Consider the following 14,356-nt stretch of genomic DNA (forward strand, 5'->3'; position numbering starts at 1 on the left):
GTGACTTGGCTCACATGAGTCGTGCGAGATGCAACTCACCTGTCAGCCGGTACGTCTATCTGGACACCGGCCACCGGGAGTTCGCCGCTGCGTACAACCGGACGCGGGGGCCGATCCATATCGCGTGGCAGAGAGCGGAAACCTCGTGGGCAAAGGCAAAAAGGACCAGAGCGCGTCGGGTCCGGTCCCCGATCCGGGGCCGGACGGGCCGACCGCTCCGCCGGTCCGGCCCGGGGCGGACGACGCCGCCGAGGACGACGCCGAGAAGGACGACACCGCGCAGGGTGACGCCGGGCCGGGTGACGCCGGGGACGGTGACTCGAAGGACGGCGGCTCCGCGGACAGCGGCTCCGCGGACAGCAGTTCCCCGCACGGCGACGCGGGCAACAGCGCCTCAGGAGACAGTGACGCCGTAGAGAGTGACCCCGTGGCGACTGACGCCGTAGCCGGTGACGCCGCCGGCTCCGACGGCCCCACCGAAGTCGTCCCGGCGGCCGCCGGCGAGCCCGCGCTTCTCGGCGAACTGCTGCCGCCCGCCCCGCCCGTCACCCCCGCACCCAAGCGCCGTCGGCGCCGGGTGCGCCGCGTGCTGGTGAGCATGGCGCTGACGATGGCGGTCCTGGCGGCCGGCGCGGTGACGTCCGCGTACGTCTTGGTCCGGCGCCTCGACAACCAGATCACCTCCGAGGAAGTCACCGAGAAGATCGGCCCCTACCGGCCCAAGGTGATGCCGGAGGCGTACGGCGCCGTCAACATCCTCCTGATGGGCTCCGACGACCGCTCCGGCGCAAACGTCAAGTACGGCAACATCTACGACACCACCAGGCGCTCCGACACGACAATCCTTCTGCACCTCTCCGCCGACCGGAAGAGCTCGGTCGCGGTGAGCATCCCGCGCGACCTGATGGTGCAGATCCCGTCCTGCGTGCGCGACGACGGCTCGGTGTCGGCGGCGTACAAGGACCAGTTCAACCACGCGTTCGAGATCGGCGGCTCGGCCTGCACGATCAAGACCGTGGAGCAGATGACGCGGGTGCAGATAAACCACCACATCGTCATCGACTTCACCGGCTTCAAGCGCATGGTCGACGCGGTCGACGGCGTCGAGGTGTGCCTGTCCGAACCGCTGCGTGACTACGACGCGAAGCTCGACCTCGGCGCCGGGCTGCAGAAGCTCAACGGCGAGCAGTCGCTCGCGTTCGTCCGCGCCCGCAAGGAGTTGGGCGACGGCAGCGACACCCAGCGCATGGTGCGGCAGCAGCGCTTCCTCGCGTCGCTGATGAACAAGGTGAAGTCCAACGGCGTCCTGTTCAACCCCAAGAAGCTGTACGACCTGCTGGACGCCGGCACCAGCTCCATCACCGCCGACCCCGGCCTCGACTCGCTGGACGAGCTGACCAAGCTCTCCAAGAGCGTCTCGAACATCCCGTCGGACAAGTCGGCCTTCCTGACCGTGCCGCGGCAGCAGTACCGCTACGACACGAACCGCGACGAGCTCGTGCAGCCCGACGCCGACGCGCTGTTCACCGCGATCCGGTACGACCGGGTCGCCGTCGGAAAGGCCGACCCGGGCACGCTGCTCGAGCCCGGCGGCAGCGTCCGCATCGACGCGCCCGCACCGGCCGACGAGCCCGCGGCCGAGCCGGTCGAACCGTCGTCCGGAACGACGCAACCGCCGGGGCGGCGCACGACGTCTCAGCCCTCGGGTACGCCGGTGCGAACCGGAGCGCCGGACGGCGGTACCCCGGCAGACCCGAACCCGACCGACACCTTCACCATCCCGACCGGCGCCGTCCCAACGGGCGCCGTCCCGACCGGCACGGTCCCGACCGCCACCGCCACCGCCGGTGACCCGGGGCCGACCACCGGCCCGCCGGGCAGCGGGGCGGCCACGGCTCCGCCGTCACCGTCCGCGACGCAGCCGGTTCCGGCCGGACCGATAGTCACGGTGACCGGCCGGACCGTGGATGAGGACACCTGCACATGAGATCTGCCGACGTACAGAATTCGAAAGGAAAGTTGACATCGGCCGGTCAGTAACGCGCAACATTGGGCGATCTCGCAACATTTCGCCCCAATCTTGATATGGCAGGTTTGAGGACAGGCGCACAGCGGCGCGAACTCGCCCGCTAGGGTGACTGTTTCGTACGCAGGCCGACAAGCAGCCGAGAACACGGTGCGACCATCAGACCGTGGCCGGGGGGCTGCCCGGGTCCAGCGGTCGCGAACCAGTCGTCGGACACACAGCCGTCGAGCGCTGCCGCTCGGGCAATCGGGAGGGGAAGCGGGTCGTGAGCACAGGCAACGGGCCCAGGCCGGGCGGGCGCGGGGACCACAACCTCGACGCGCTGAACGACGCCGATGTGGCCGACCTGTGGGTGATGGACCCGGACACCGGCCACTACCGGCTCCGCACTCCCGACGCCCCGATGGCAGGCGACGCGGCGGCGGCCACCCCCGCGGCGGGCGCCGGTGCGCCGGGGCAACCGGGGCGACCCTCCGCCGAAGACGACCCGTTCGACGGCCTGTACCGCGACTCCGCCGCCAATGCCGCGAATGCTGCGAATGGCGTGAATGGCGTGAATGCCGCCAACGCCGCGGGCGGACCCGGCTCGCGTACGGTCGTACCGCCGCGTACCGCTCCCGACGCCGACCCCGAGCCGCAGACCCAGCCCGCGTCTCCGCCGCGCCGTCCCAAGAGCAAGGCCAAGAAGCGCCTCAAGTGGACCGCGATAGGCCTGGCCGCCGTGCTCGTCGGGCTGGCGGCCGGGGCCTACGGGTACTACCAGTACCTCAACAGCCGCATCAAGAAGACCGACCGGACCGCTTCGGTCGAGGACATCCCGAAGTCGGCCGCGGACCCGTTCGGCCGCAGACCGCTCAACGTCCTCCTCATCGGCTCGGACACCCGGCTCGGCAAGGGCAACCAGATCGGCGGCGAAGCGGGGCACCCGGGCCTGGCCGACACCACGATCCTCATGCACCTGTCGGCGGACCGCTCGAACGCCACGATGGTCAGCATCCCGCGCGACACCATGGTCGACCGGCCCGCGTGCAAGTACGACGGCGGCAACAAGGTCCAGCCGGCGTCCAACGGCAAGGTGCAGTTCAACAGCACTCTCGTGGGCGAGCCCGGTGCGCCGTGCACGGTGGCGACCGTCGAGCGCATGCTCCGCGTCCAGGTCGACCACTACCTGATGATCGACTTCAACGGCGTCAAGGAGATGACCAAGGCCGTCGGCGGCGTGCCGATCAACCTCTGCGAGGCGATCAACGACCCGGTCCTGCCCAACAAGCAGGGCGGCACCGGCCTGGTCCTGCCCGCCGGCGAGCGGCGCCTGGAGGGCCAGGAGGCCCTGCAATTCCTGCGCGCCCGGCACGCGTTCGGCGACGGCAGCGACCTGGCCCGCATCGAGGCGCAGAAGAGCTTCCTGATGGCCCTCGCGCGCGAGATCAAGAGCAACGCGAAGTGGAGCAACCCCAAGGCGGTGTTCGACATCGCCAACGCCGCGGTCGACAACCTCCAGGTCGACCGGGGCCTGGGCACCATCGACAAGCTCGCGGGGCTCGGCAACGAGATCAAGAAGGTCCCCGAGAAGCGCATGGCCTTCACCACGCTCCCCGTCGAGCCCTACCCGGGCAACCCGGATGCCTGGGTCCAGCCGCGCCAGCCGGATGCCGACCGGCTGTGGCGGGCGTTGGAGACGGACACCTCCGTCACGGCCGGCGCCCCCGCCCCCGCCCCGACGGCCTCCGTCGCGGCGCCGCCGCCCGTACCCGTGGCGACCGTGGACCCCGCGACCATCCGGGTCACGGTCCACAACACGACGAAGGCCTCGAAGGGCAAGGCCGTCGCCGACCAGCTGAAGGCGCTGAAGTACCAGGCGTCCTCGGTGCCGACCGACGACAGCCGCCCGCGGGACAACAGCGTCGTGAAGTACCCGGCGGGCAAGATCGACGCGGCGAGGCAACTCGCCCGCGCCGTGGGCCTTCCCGAGACCGCCGTCGAGGAGAACACCACCGCGGGAAGCACCTTCGAGCTGATCATCGGCTCGGACTTCCCCGACCTCACCTCGCCCACCGCGAAGATCCCGGCCGCGTCCGCGGGCAAGCCGACGCCGCCGCCTGCCCCGGTGATCGTGCCGCCTTCCGCGGACATCAAGCTGAACACCGCCGACAACACGGCCTGTATCTCCACAGGCAAAAAGAGGTAGCGCCAGAAACGGCAAGACAGCACCAGGCGGTCGTTCAGGCACGGCGCCGGGGAGAGGACGCACGGCATGGCTTCGGGGCACGGACGCGCGCGGGACGGACGCGGCAGCGAACTCGGCGCGATGGACGACGCGGACGTCGCCGACCTGTGGATCATGGACGAGGAGACCGGCGCCTACCGGATGAAGACTCCGGAGGAGATCGAGGCCGCGAAGGTGGTCACGGTCGAGCCGACCGAGGCACCGGACGCCACGCCGCCGTCCCGGCGCTCCACACGGCGGCCGCCGCCCAAGAGCAAGGTCAAGCGCCGGCTCAAGGTGACCGCGATCAGCGTCGCCGTGCTGCTGGTGGTGCTCGTGGGCGGGGCGTACGGCTACTACGAATACCTCAACAGCCGGATCAAGACCGACGACCTCAGCGGTTCGGTGGACAAGGTCCCAGAGGCGGCCGAGGACGAGTTCGGCCGCACGCCGATGAACATCCTTCTCATCGGCTCCGATTCGCGCCTGGGGGAGGGCAACACCGGCTACGGCGCGAACGGCAAGGAAGGCACCGCGGACACCACGCTGCTGCTGCACCTGTCCGCCGACCGCTCCAACGCGACAGTGGTGAGCATCCCGCGCGACACCCTGGTGACCCGTCCGTCCTGCAAGCTGGACAACGGTGAAATACAGCCCGCCAAGCAGAACTTCGCCTTCAACGCCACCCTGCTGAATCCGGGCGGACCGCCGTGCACGGTGGCGACGGTCGAGAGCATGCTCAAGGTGAAGATCGACCACTGGATGATGATCGAGTTCAAGGGCGTCAAGGCGATGACGAGCGCCGTAGGCGGCGTGCCGATCAACTTGTGTGACCGGCTGTACGACCCGAAGAAGACCGGCCAGGGCACCGGCCTCGACCTTCCCGCCGGCGAGCACCGGCTGAAGGGCGAGGACGCGCTGAGGTTCCTGCGCGCCCGGCACGGCTTCTACGGGGAAAGCGACCTGGCCCGCATCGAGGCGCAGAAGTCCTTCCTGATGGCGCTGGCACGCGAGATCAAGACCAGTGCCACGTGGAAGGACCCGGCCGCGATCTTCAAGATAGCCCAGGCCGCAACCGGCAACATCACGGTCGACGACGGGCTGAACCGCATCGAGAAGTTGGTGGCGCTGGGGAACGAGATCAAGAAGGTCCCCGAGAAGCGCATGGCGTTCACCACGCTCCCGGTCATGGACGTGCCGCACGAGGACCCGAAGGTGCACGTCCAGGCGCGGCAGCCCGCGGCCGACAATCTTTGGGCGTCGGTACGCAACGACGTCGCGGTCACCAAGGGCGATCCCGCGCCCGCCGGTTCGGTGGCGCCGAGCTCGCAGGCCCCGGCCCCGCCGCAGATCGACCCGGCCACAATCAAGGTCTCGGTGCGCAACACCACTGTCGTGCCGAAGGCGCAGGCCGTCGTGGACCAGCTTGTCGCCAAGAAGTACGCCGCGACGGTCGACCGGACGAAGGGGACCGAGCAGGGCGCCAGTTCGCTCGTCCACCCCAAGGGCAAGGCCGACGCCGCCAGGCAGCTCGCCGCCGCGGTGGGCCTACCGGAGACGGCGATCATCGAGAGCGCGACGGCCAAGCAGTTCGAGATCGTCATCGGCCTCGACTTCCCCGGGCTGAACGACAAGGACCCGACCGGGAAGGCCCCGGCCTCGTCGTCCAAGGCCCCCGCGTCCTCGAAGCCGCCCGCCACGGTGACGCCGCCGTCCAGCGAGGACATGAAGCTGAACACCGCCGACAACACGTCGTGCATCAAGACGAAGTACTCGAAGGGCGGCTGACCGGCGGCGGAAGCACCGGCGGCAGCACCGAGGTCCGCAACCGCCCCGGAAACGGGCGCGGTTGCGGACTTCGGCGTTTCAGCCGACCTGTGTTCTCAAGCGGCCTCGGTGTCTCAACCGAACTCGGTGTCTCAGCCCGCCTCGACGCCTCGGCGGTGCTCGCAGCGGACTGCTCAGCGCTGACGCGGGTCCTCGGCCGGGGTGCCGGAATCGGCCTGGGCCTTCGGGGTCAGGTACGCGATCGTCCACCCCAACTCCGGTGACACCGTGCGCTGGACGACGATGCGCTGCCCGCTCACCAGGATGCGGTCCACCGGGGCGGTCAGGGTGGTCGGTTGCGTGGTGCCGTCCGCAAGGCGGAGGACGCGGGGGCCGCCGACGCCCGGCAGGTACAGCAGGGTGCCGTCGGTGCCGCCGTCGGCCAGCGTCTTCAGGTCGGGAACAGCGCTGAACCACAAGGGCGTTCCGTCGGCGATGCGGTACGCCGCCACCCCGGCCGCGGCGCCGCGCGTCTCGTGCAGCGCCAGGACACCGCCCGACACGATCGCGTCCTGCGGATCGGAGCCGCCGACCGACCACACCCGGCGGCCGGTCGCGTCGAACGCCGTGACCGCTCCCGGCCCGCCTCCCGCGGGGCGTGTGGCGACGAGGACCTGGCCGTCGGCGACCGACCGGAAGGCCGCCTCGCCGCCGGCCGGGACCTCGGCCCGCCAGACCGGCGTCGCCGCACCCGGCTTGAAGGCGGCGACCGCACCCGGCGCGGCCACGTACACGAGCTTGCCGTCGGAGGCGACGTCGGTCCAGGTGCCCTCGACGGTCCACCGGCGGGTCACCTTGCCGGTCACGACGTCCTGCGTCGCGATGGCGGAGGTGCCGGCCTTGGCGCCCTTCGCCTGGCCGACCATCATGACCGTACGGCCGTTTCCGGTGGTGCCGGTGGCCCACCCGGTGTCCTGGTCCGGGCGGTCGCCGGTCGGGGCGAGCGGCACCTCGGCGCACCACTGGAGGTAGCCGGAGCGGGCGTCGGCGCCCATCACGCGCGTGGAGCCGTCCGACTGCGGGACGAAGGTGAGCGCCCGCAGGTTCTTCATGAAGAAGTCCGCCGGCTCGACGGCCGAACGCATCCAGTGGCGCTTGCCGTTGCGTCCCTCGTACATCGCCAGGTCGCCGGGGTCGGCGCCGCCGCGCGCGGCCAGCAGGCCAAGTTGGTCGGTGAACGTCGGGTTCGGCCCGGGCGCGGCGATGGTCCACACCGGGCCGCCGAAGGCCGCGTCGCCCTTGAACGCCGCGGCGGCGTCGAAGCCGGGGTCGGCGTTGGCGGCGCGCAGGGCCTCGTCGTCGTACGTGTCGACGAGCCGCACCGTGAAGGCGTCCGGGAAGACCTCGTTGTCGGTCAGCGTGTCGAAGTCCTGCCAGCAGGACGAGACTTCCTCGGCCTGGACGGCCACGACGCCGAGGACCGCCAGCATCGCGGCGGCGATGCCGCCCGCGGCCACCTTGCCCGCGTTCACCTTCACGTGGCTACCCCGAACTCTCGTGGGTGGATCAGCGACCGCCGCCGATGGTGCGGCGGGCGACTCCCGCCCACAGGTCCGGGTCGGTGACCCGGCGGCCGTCCACGAGTGCGCGTACGCCGGGGAACTGCTCGGCGGACAACGTGCGGTACTCCGCGTGGTCGGTCTGCACGATGACCGCGTCGACCGCGTCCCCCGCGTGGTAGGGCGCCAGACCCAGCGCGGTGATCTCGTCGTCCGCGTACATCGGGTCGGACACCAGTGCCTCGGCCCCCGCCGCGCGCAGCGCCTCCACGACCGGGAACACCCCGGAGAACGCGGTCTCCTTGACCGCACCCCGGTACGTGACACCCAGCACGGCGACGCGCGCCCCGCGCAGTCCCGTCCCGCCGCCGACCGACAGCATCCCGTCCAGCAGGCCGACCGCGTAGCCCGGCATGCCGGCGTTGGTGGTGCGGGCCGCCTTGACGATCGTGGCGTCCGGGTCGTTGAACGCGTAGAAGCGCGGGTAGACCGGGATGCAGTGGCCGCCGACCGCGACGCCGGGGCGGTGGATGTGGCTGTAGGGCTGCGAGTTGGACGCCTCGATCACCGCGTAGATGTCGATGCCCACCGAGTCCGCGAAGCGCGCGAACTGGTTCGCCAGCCCGATGTTCACGTCGCGGTACGTCGTCTCCGCGAGCTTGGCGAGCTCCGCCGCCTCGGCACTGCCCATGTCCCACACGCCGTTGCCGCGCGCGAGGTCCGGGCGCTCGTCGAAGTCGAGCACCGCCTCGTAGAACTCGACGGACTTCTTGGCGCTGACCTCGTCGACACCGCCGACCAGCTTCGGGTAGCGGCGCAGGTCGGCGAAGATGCGGCCGGTCAGCACGCGTTCCGGGCTGTGGCACAGGAAGAAGTCGGTGCCGCAGGTCAGGCCGGACGCAGCCTCGAGCTGCGGCAGGAAGCGCTCGCGGGTGGTGTGCACCGGCAGCGTGGTCTCGTACGACACCAGCGTGCCCGGCTTGAGGCCCGCCGCGATCGCCGCCGTGGCGGCGTCCATGGCACGGAAGTCGGGGCGCGCCTCGGCGTCCACGACGACCGGCACGACGACCACGACGTAGTCGCTCGCCGCGACCGCGGCCGTGGTGTCCGTGGTGGCGGTCAGCGCACCGGACTCGACGACCTTGCGCAGCCGCACGTCGAGCTCCGCCTCGCCGGGGAAGGGCTCGACTCCCTTGTTGACCATTTCGACCGTGGCGGCGTTGACGTCGGCGCCGACCACCTCGTGGCCCTTGGCAGCGAACTGCACGGCAAGCGGGAGGCCGATCTTCCCGAGCGCGACGACACAGATCTTCACGATGCGCAAACCTTCGGTCGAGGTGGTCCAGACGGTGATCCGGTGCGGCCAGCGTACCGGCCGCATTTCCCCGGGGTCGAAGCCGCTGGTCGGGGCCGCGCGCGGATGATGCCCCGGCGCGCGGTCGGTGCGGGGCGCGTACGTGGGGCGGGTCGGCTCAGGTGCGGTCGGCCAGCGCGGCGACGACCTTCTCGGCGGCGTGGCCGTCGCCGTAGGGGTGCCCGGTCACCGGCACCGGGGTGTCCCGCAGGACGGTGTCGGCCAGACCGGCGGGGTCGGGGCAGAGCCGATTCCAGCCCCCGTCGAGGGTCTCCGGCCACTCCGTCTCGGTACGCAGCGTCGTGCACGGGCGGCGCAGCAGGAAGACCTCCTTCTGCAGCCCCCCGGAGTCGGTCACCACGCCGCGCGAGCCGAGCACCGCGCGGACCATCTGCGGGTACGGCAGCGGCCGCGTGACCCGCAGCGAGCCCTGCCGCAGCGGGATCCCGGCGGCGGCGGCCTTGTCGCGCAGGCGCGGGTGCGCCAGCAGCAGCACGGGCAGCGGAAGGGCCGCGAGCCCTTCGACGATGGCGCGCAGCCGATCCGGGTCGTCGGTGTTCTCGGCGCGGTGCACGGTCGCCACGAGGTAGCCGCGGCCGCCGAGTTCGTCGGCGAGGCCGCGGTCCTGCCACAGGTCCGGTGCGCCCGCGCCACCCACGGTCCCGGCCGGCGCCGCGGCGTGCGGCTCGTCCTCGCCCGGCAGTTCGAGCGGCTTGCCGTCCACCGCGTCGCGCACCCGCAGCAGGATGTCGGTCATCACGTCGCCGACCATCACGGTGCGCTCGGCGAGGCCCTCGCCCGCGAGGTTGCGCACCGCGAGGTCCGTGGGGGCCAGGAGCAGGTCCGCGGCGTGGTCGGTGAGCACGCGGTTGTGCTCCTCGGGCATCCGGCGGTTGTGCGAGCGCAGGCCCGCCTCCAGGTGCGCGAGCGGCAGGTGCAGCTTCACGGCGGACACCGCGGCGGCCAGAGTCGAGTTGGTGTCGCCGTACACGAGCACCCAGTCCGGGCGTTCCCCGCCGAATAGCGTGTCGCCGAGCAGCACGTCGTCCAGTGCCGCGAGCATCGCGCCGGTCTGCGCGCCGTGCCCGCCGGAGCCGATGCCGAGGTGCACGTCCGGCTTGGGGATGCGCAGGTCGGCGAAGAAGACGTCGGAGAGGTCGGCGTCGTAGTGCTGGCCGGTGTGCACGATGCGATGCTCGTGGCCGGTGCCGCGGAACGCCTCGGCCACCGCGGCCAGCTTGACGAATTGGGGGCGGGCGCCGACGACGCTGATGACCTTCACGGAGCCAGCGTACGACGCCGGTTCGGTGCTCCCGGACCACGGCGGAGCGCTGGTACGCTCCGCAGTCGGTTCGGCACGCGGCGCACGCAGCGCGTGCACCGAAAACACCATCGGCGGCCACGGTGATCCGCGGCCGCCGATGTGTCGTGCTTCCCGGGTCAGGACTCCACGGAGACCGTGACGCCCTCGGACGCGGAGTCGAGCATCGCCTGCGCGACGACGACGTTGACCAGGCCCTGGCGCATCGTGACGATGTCCGAGTCCTTGCCGAGGACCGCGTCGCGGAACGCCTCGTGCTCGGTCTGCAGCGGCTCGGGCTTGGAGATCGCGTACCGGATCATGTCGCCCTCGGACACGCCGCGGAAGTTCGACAGCGCCTCCCACTGCGTCATCATCTCGGCATTGTTGTGGAACGTCAGGTCGACGTTCAGCGTGTCCGCGATCAGGCAGCCGCGCTCGCCGGTCACTATCGTGACCCGCTCCTTCATCGGCGACAGCCAGTTCACCAGGTGGTTGGTGACGGTGCCGTCGGCGAGCTGGCCGACGACGGCCACCAGGTCCTCGAAGTCGCGACCGCTCTTGTACGCCGTGCGCGCGGACACCGAGCGGTACGCCTGCCCGGTCACCCACGCGGTCAGGTCGATGTCGTGCGTCGCGAGGTCCTTGACCACGCCGACGTCCGAGATGCGGTTCGGGAACGGCCCCTGGCGGCGCGTGACCACCTGGTAGACGCTGCCCAGCTGGCCGTCCTCCAGGCGCGCCCGCAGCTGCTGCAGTGCCGGGTTGTAGCGCTCGATGTGGCCGACCGCGCCGACCAGGCCGGCGGCCTCGAAGGCCTCGGCGACCTTGCGCGACGACGCGACGTCCTGTGCGAGCGGCTTCTCGACCAGCGCGTGCACGCCGGCGTTCGCGAGGGTCAGCCCGAGCTTCTCGTGGAACGCCGTCGGGGCGGCGACCACGCAGTAGTCGATGCCCAGGTCGATCAGCTGCTCGACGGTGTCGAAGCGCGGTACGCCCTGCGCCGCGCTGTGCGGGTCGCCCATCGGGTCCGCGACACCGACGAGTTCGACGCCCGCCAGGCGGCGCAGGACCCGGGCGTGGTGGCGGCCCATCATGCCGAGCCCGATCAGGCCGGCGCGGAGCGGTGCCGTCTCAGGACTCATGCCGTTTCCTCACTGCTCTGACCGGTGGGCCGGCTGTGCCCGCTCACTGTCCGACCACCGCTTCGACGACGGTCTTGAGGTCGCCCTCGGACAGCGACGGGTGCACCGGCAGCGACAGGACCTCGCGGGCCGCCCGCTCGGTCTCCGGCAGATCCAGCGTCAGGCCGAAGGACGGGAGGCGGTGGATCGGCACCGGGTAGTAGACGCCGCTGCCGACGCCGCGCTCGGTGAGGCGCGCCGCGAACGCGTCGCGGCCGCCGGGGAACGCCTCGTCGGACACCCGGACGGTGTACTGGTGGTAGACGTGCGTGGCACCGGCCGCGACCGCCGGGGTGACGATGCCCGACCCGGCGATGCCGGCGTCGAGGTACGCGGCGTTGGCGCGGCGCTGCTCGGTCCAGCCGGCGAGGCGGCCGAGCTGGACGCGGCCGATCGCCGCGTGCAGGTCGGTCATCCGCATGTTGAAGCCGACGACCTCGTTCTCGTACCGCTTCTCCATGCCCTGGTTGCGCAGCAGGCGCAGCTTGCGGGCGATCTCCGGGTCGTCGGTGACGACCATGCCGCCTTCACCGGAGGTCATGTTCTTGGTGGGGTACAGGCTGAAGACCGCGGTCTTGCCGAAGGCGCCCACGGGGGTGCCGTGCAGTGCGGCGGCGTGCGCCTGGCAGGCGTCCTCGATGATCGCGAGGCCGTGGCGCTCGGCGATCTCGCCCAGGCGCACCATGTCGGCGGGGTGGCCGTACAGGTGGACCGGCATGATCGCGGCGGTGCGCGGCGTGATCGCGGCCTCGACGGCGGCCGGGTCGATGCAGAAGTGGTCCGGTTCGACGTCCACGAAGACCGGGGTCGCGCCGACCAGCGCGACGACGTTGGCGGTCGCCGCGAAGCTGAACGACGGCACGATCACCTCGTCGCCCGGGCCGATGCCCATGGCGATCAGGGCCAGGTGCAGGCCGGAGGTTCCGGAGTTGACCGCGACCGAGGTACGGCCGGCGACGATCTGCGCGAACTCCTGCTCGAACGCCGCGACCTCGGGACCCTGGGCGACCATGCCGCTGCGCAGCACCCGGTCGACCGCCTCACGCTCCTCCGCGCCGAAGAACGGCGCCGCGGCGGGGATGGTTCCGGCCATCAGGGGGTTACCTCCGAAAGGGTTTCGTCGATCTCGATATAGCGCGCACCGGTTTCCGGGCACACCCAACGCCGCGCGACCGGGGTCTGGCCGCCGCGGTGCTCCCCCGTTTGCTGTTCGACCTGCTGCTCCGCCTCGGCCTGCTCCTCGACCAGCGGGAGCCCGGCCTTGCCCACCCACTTCACGCGCTTCGCCGGCACCCCGGCGACCAGCGCGTAGTCCGGTACGTCGCGTGTCACCACGGCGCCCGCGGCGACCAGCGCCCAGCGCCCGACGGTGACGCCGGCGACGAGCACGGCGCGCGCGCCGATGGCGGCGCCGGTCCGCACGGTGACGCCCTTGGCGTCCCAGTCACCCCCGCGCTTGAGGGTTCCCTCCGGGTTGACCGAGCGAGGATACACGTCGTTGGTCAGCACGGCGGCGGGGCCGATGAAGACCCCGTCCTCGAGCCGGGCGGGCTCGTAGACGAGCGCGTAGTTCTGCAGCTTCACGTTGTCGCCGAGCTGCACGTCGGGGCCGACGTACGCGCCGCGGCCGATGATGCAGCCCGAGCCGAGCACGGCACCCTCACGCACCTGCGCGAGGTGCCAGATGATCGTCCCGGCACCGATCTTGGCCCGGTCGTCGACATCGGCGCTCGGCATGACGCTTACAGCGGAAGGGTCGGTGCCCGTGGACTCCACTCAGCGCTCCTCAGTCTCGTCAGGGTCAGCGCTCGGCGGCACGGACAAGATCACTTATGGTGCGGGCGAGTTCGTCGGAGGGTGACACCCCGGCGAGATGGCGAGCGGTCCACTCGAGTGCGGCCTCGCGCATCACGCAAAGCTCCTCGGGGTGGTCGGCCCAGTCGCGCAGGACCCGCCCCGCGTCCTCGGCGTCGCGGACAACCCGACCCGCCCCGGACTCGCCCACGATCCTAGCCATACGCGGGAGGGGGGTCGCCACCACGGCGAGTCCGCTTCCCAGGTATTCGTACAGCTTTGTGGGGACCGCCTCGCGGAATGCGGGCGTGTCGTCGAGCAGTGCGAATCCCACCCACGCGCCGCGGGCGAACCGCCATGCCGCCTCCGGCGACAGCCGGCCGTGCAGCCGGACCCGCTTGGCGGCCGGCGAGGACCGGCGCCACTCCTCCAGCCACACCTTGTCGGTGCCGGCGACCGGGCCGACTATGTCGAGCTCCCACGGGTCCGCGGCCTCGACAGCGGCGAGCATCGTGGCCAGCCCGCGCGAGCGGCGCACGTCGCCGATGTACAGGGCGCGGGGGGTGGGGTCGAGTTCCCCGGGCTCCGGCAGGTAGCCCATGTCGGGGAGGTTCTTGACCACCAGGCGGCTGCGCGCGGCGAGCGGCGGGACGTGGTCGTCGGCCACCACGGTGAGGTCGGCGCGGCCGGTGACGGCCGTGCACAGGCGGACCAGGGACTCCCCGGCCCGCCCCTTCCAACTGCTGCCCCACGGGCGGTCGCGCAGCAGTTTGAGGTAGTCCTCGTGCACGTCGACCGCGAGTCGGCCGCGGCGCAGCAGCCGGGCGGCGGCGGCGGTCGGGACCAGGTCGGGGTCCAGGGTTATGACGACCTTGCCACGTGCCTTGAAGGGCACGGTCAGGTCGCGGCGGGCCCGGTCGATGGCGCCGCCGCGCGCACCGAGCGAGACGATGCGCGCGCCGAGCGGTCCGCCGGCCGGGTCGCCGAGGGCGATGACCTCGACGGTCAGGCCCGCCCGGATGAGGGCCGCCGCGGTGCGGTGCAGTCGCGCGTCGGCGACGTCGTGGCCGGAGCTGATGATGCTGACGTCGATCGGGGTGCGGTCACCCGGCGTGCGGCCGGCCGCACTGCTGGTCTCGCTGGTGGCGTCGGTCATGGCCTCTGGA

10 protein-coding genes are annotated in these 14,356 nt (G+C 71.6%); 3 read left to right on the forward strand and 7 right to left on the reverse strand.

Annotated features, from left to right (window positions below; translation table 11 throughout):
- Positions 1-145 precede the first annotated feature (145 nt).
- The 3 genes from AB0C36_RS13595 (at position 146) to AB0C36_RS13605 (ending at position 6,020) form a co-directional block, all read left to right on the forward strand.
- Positions 146-1,987, forward strand: coding sequence for an LCP family protein (locus tag AB0C36_RS13595; protein ID WP_358353269.1), 1,842 nt, complete (start codon positions 146-148; stop codon positions 1,985-1,987).
- A gap of 304 nt (positions 1,988-2,291) precedes the next feature.
- Positions 2,292-4,214 (forward strand): LCP family protein, encoded by a 1,923-nt coding sequence (locus AB0C36_RS13600; RefSeq protein ID WP_358353271.1) that lies wholly within the window; start codon positions 2,292-2,294, stop codon positions 4,212-4,214.
- A 66-nt stretch (positions 4,215-4,280) separates the two neighbouring features.
- Positions 4,281-6,020 carry an LCP family protein gene (locus AB0C36_RS13605; protein ID WP_358353273.1) on the forward strand — a complete coding sequence of 580 codons (1,740 nt, stop codon included), beginning with the start codon at positions 4,281-4,283 and terminating at the stop codon, positions 6,018-6,020.
- 173 nt (positions 6,021-6,193) lie between these two features.
- Here AB0C36_RS13605 and AB0C36_RS13610 read toward each other — a convergent pair whose 3' ends face one another.
- From AB0C36_RS13610 to AB0C36_RS13640, 7 genes are all read right to left on the reverse strand, one after another.
- Positions 6,194-7,537, reverse strand: coding sequence for a PQQ-binding-like beta-propeller repeat protein (locus AB0C36_RS13610; protein ID WP_358353275.1), 1,344 nt, complete (start codon positions 7,535-7,537; stop codon positions 6,194-6,196).
- A gap of 28 nt (positions 7,538-7,565) precedes the next feature.
- Positions 7,566-8,873: a nucleotide sugar dehydrogenase gene (locus AB0C36_RS13615; RefSeq protein WP_358353277.1), complete on the reverse strand. Its 1,308-nt coding sequence runs from the start codon at positions 8,871-8,873 to the stop codon at positions 7,566-7,568.
- 157 nt (positions 8,874-9,030) lie between these two features.
- Positions 9,031-10,194 carry a UDP-N-acetyl glucosamine 2-epimerase gene (locus AB0C36_RS13620; protein ID WP_358353279.1) on the reverse strand — a complete coding sequence of 388 codons (1,164 nt, stop codon included), beginning with the start codon at positions 10,192-10,194 and terminating at the stop codon, positions 9,031-9,033.
- A gap of 158 nt (positions 10,195-10,352) precedes the next feature.
- Positions 10,353-11,357 carry a Gfo/Idh/MocA family protein gene (locus tag AB0C36_RS13625; protein WP_358353281.1) on the reverse strand — a complete coding sequence of 335 codons (1,005 nt, stop codon included), beginning with the start codon at positions 11,355-11,357 and terminating at the stop codon, positions 10,353-10,355.
- A 43-nt stretch (positions 11,358-11,400) separates the two neighbouring features.
- Positions 11,401-12,489: a DegT/DnrJ/EryC1/StrS family aminotransferase gene (locus AB0C36_RS13630; protein ID WP_358353283.1), complete on the reverse strand. Its 1,089-nt coding sequence runs from the start codon at positions 12,487-12,489 to the stop codon at positions 11,401-11,403.
- Complete coding sequence (locus tag AB0C36_RS13635; protein WP_358353346.1) at positions 12,489-13,133, reverse strand: acyltransferase; 645 nt, start codon at positions 13,131-13,133, stop codon at positions 12,489-12,491. Before AB0C36_RS13635 ends, AB0C36_RS13630 begins: the two co-directional genes overlap by 1 nt.
- A 64-nt stretch (positions 13,134-13,197) precedes the next feature.
- Positions 13,198-14,346 carry a glycosyltransferase gene (locus AB0C36_RS13640; RefSeq protein ID WP_358353285.1) on the reverse strand — a complete coding sequence of 383 codons (1,149 nt, stop codon included), beginning with the start codon at positions 14,344-14,346 and terminating at the stop codon, positions 13,198-13,200.
- Positions 14,347-14,356: the final 10 nt, after the last annotated feature.

Source organism: Streptodolium elevatio, assembly GCF_040649515.1.
GTDB classification, from domain to species: Bacteria; Actinomycetota; Actinomycetes; order Streptomycetales; family Streptomycetaceae; genus Yinghuangia; species Yinghuangia elevatio.

Coding starts and splice junctions, on each gene's coding strand:
- AB0C36_RS13635 (WP_358353346.1), bottom strand. CDS start 13,133: ATGCCGAGCGCCGATGTCGACGACCGGGCCAAGATCGGTGCCGGGACG.
- AB0C36_RS13630 (WP_358353283.1), bottom strand. CDS start 12,489: ATGGCCGGAACCATCCCCGCCGCGGCGCCGTTCTTCGGCGCGGAGGAG.
- AB0C36_RS13605 (WP_358353273.1), top strand. CDS start 4,281: ATGGCTTCGGGGCACGGACGCGCGCGGGACGGACGCGGCAGCGAACTC.
- AB0C36_RS13640 (WP_358353285.1), bottom strand. CDS start 14,346: ATGACCGACGCCACCAGCGAGACCAGCAGTGCGGCCGGCCGCACGCCG.
- AB0C36_RS13625 (WP_358353281.1), bottom strand. CDS start 11,357: ATGAGTCCTGAGACGGCACCGCTCCGCGCCGGCCTGATCGGGCTCGGC.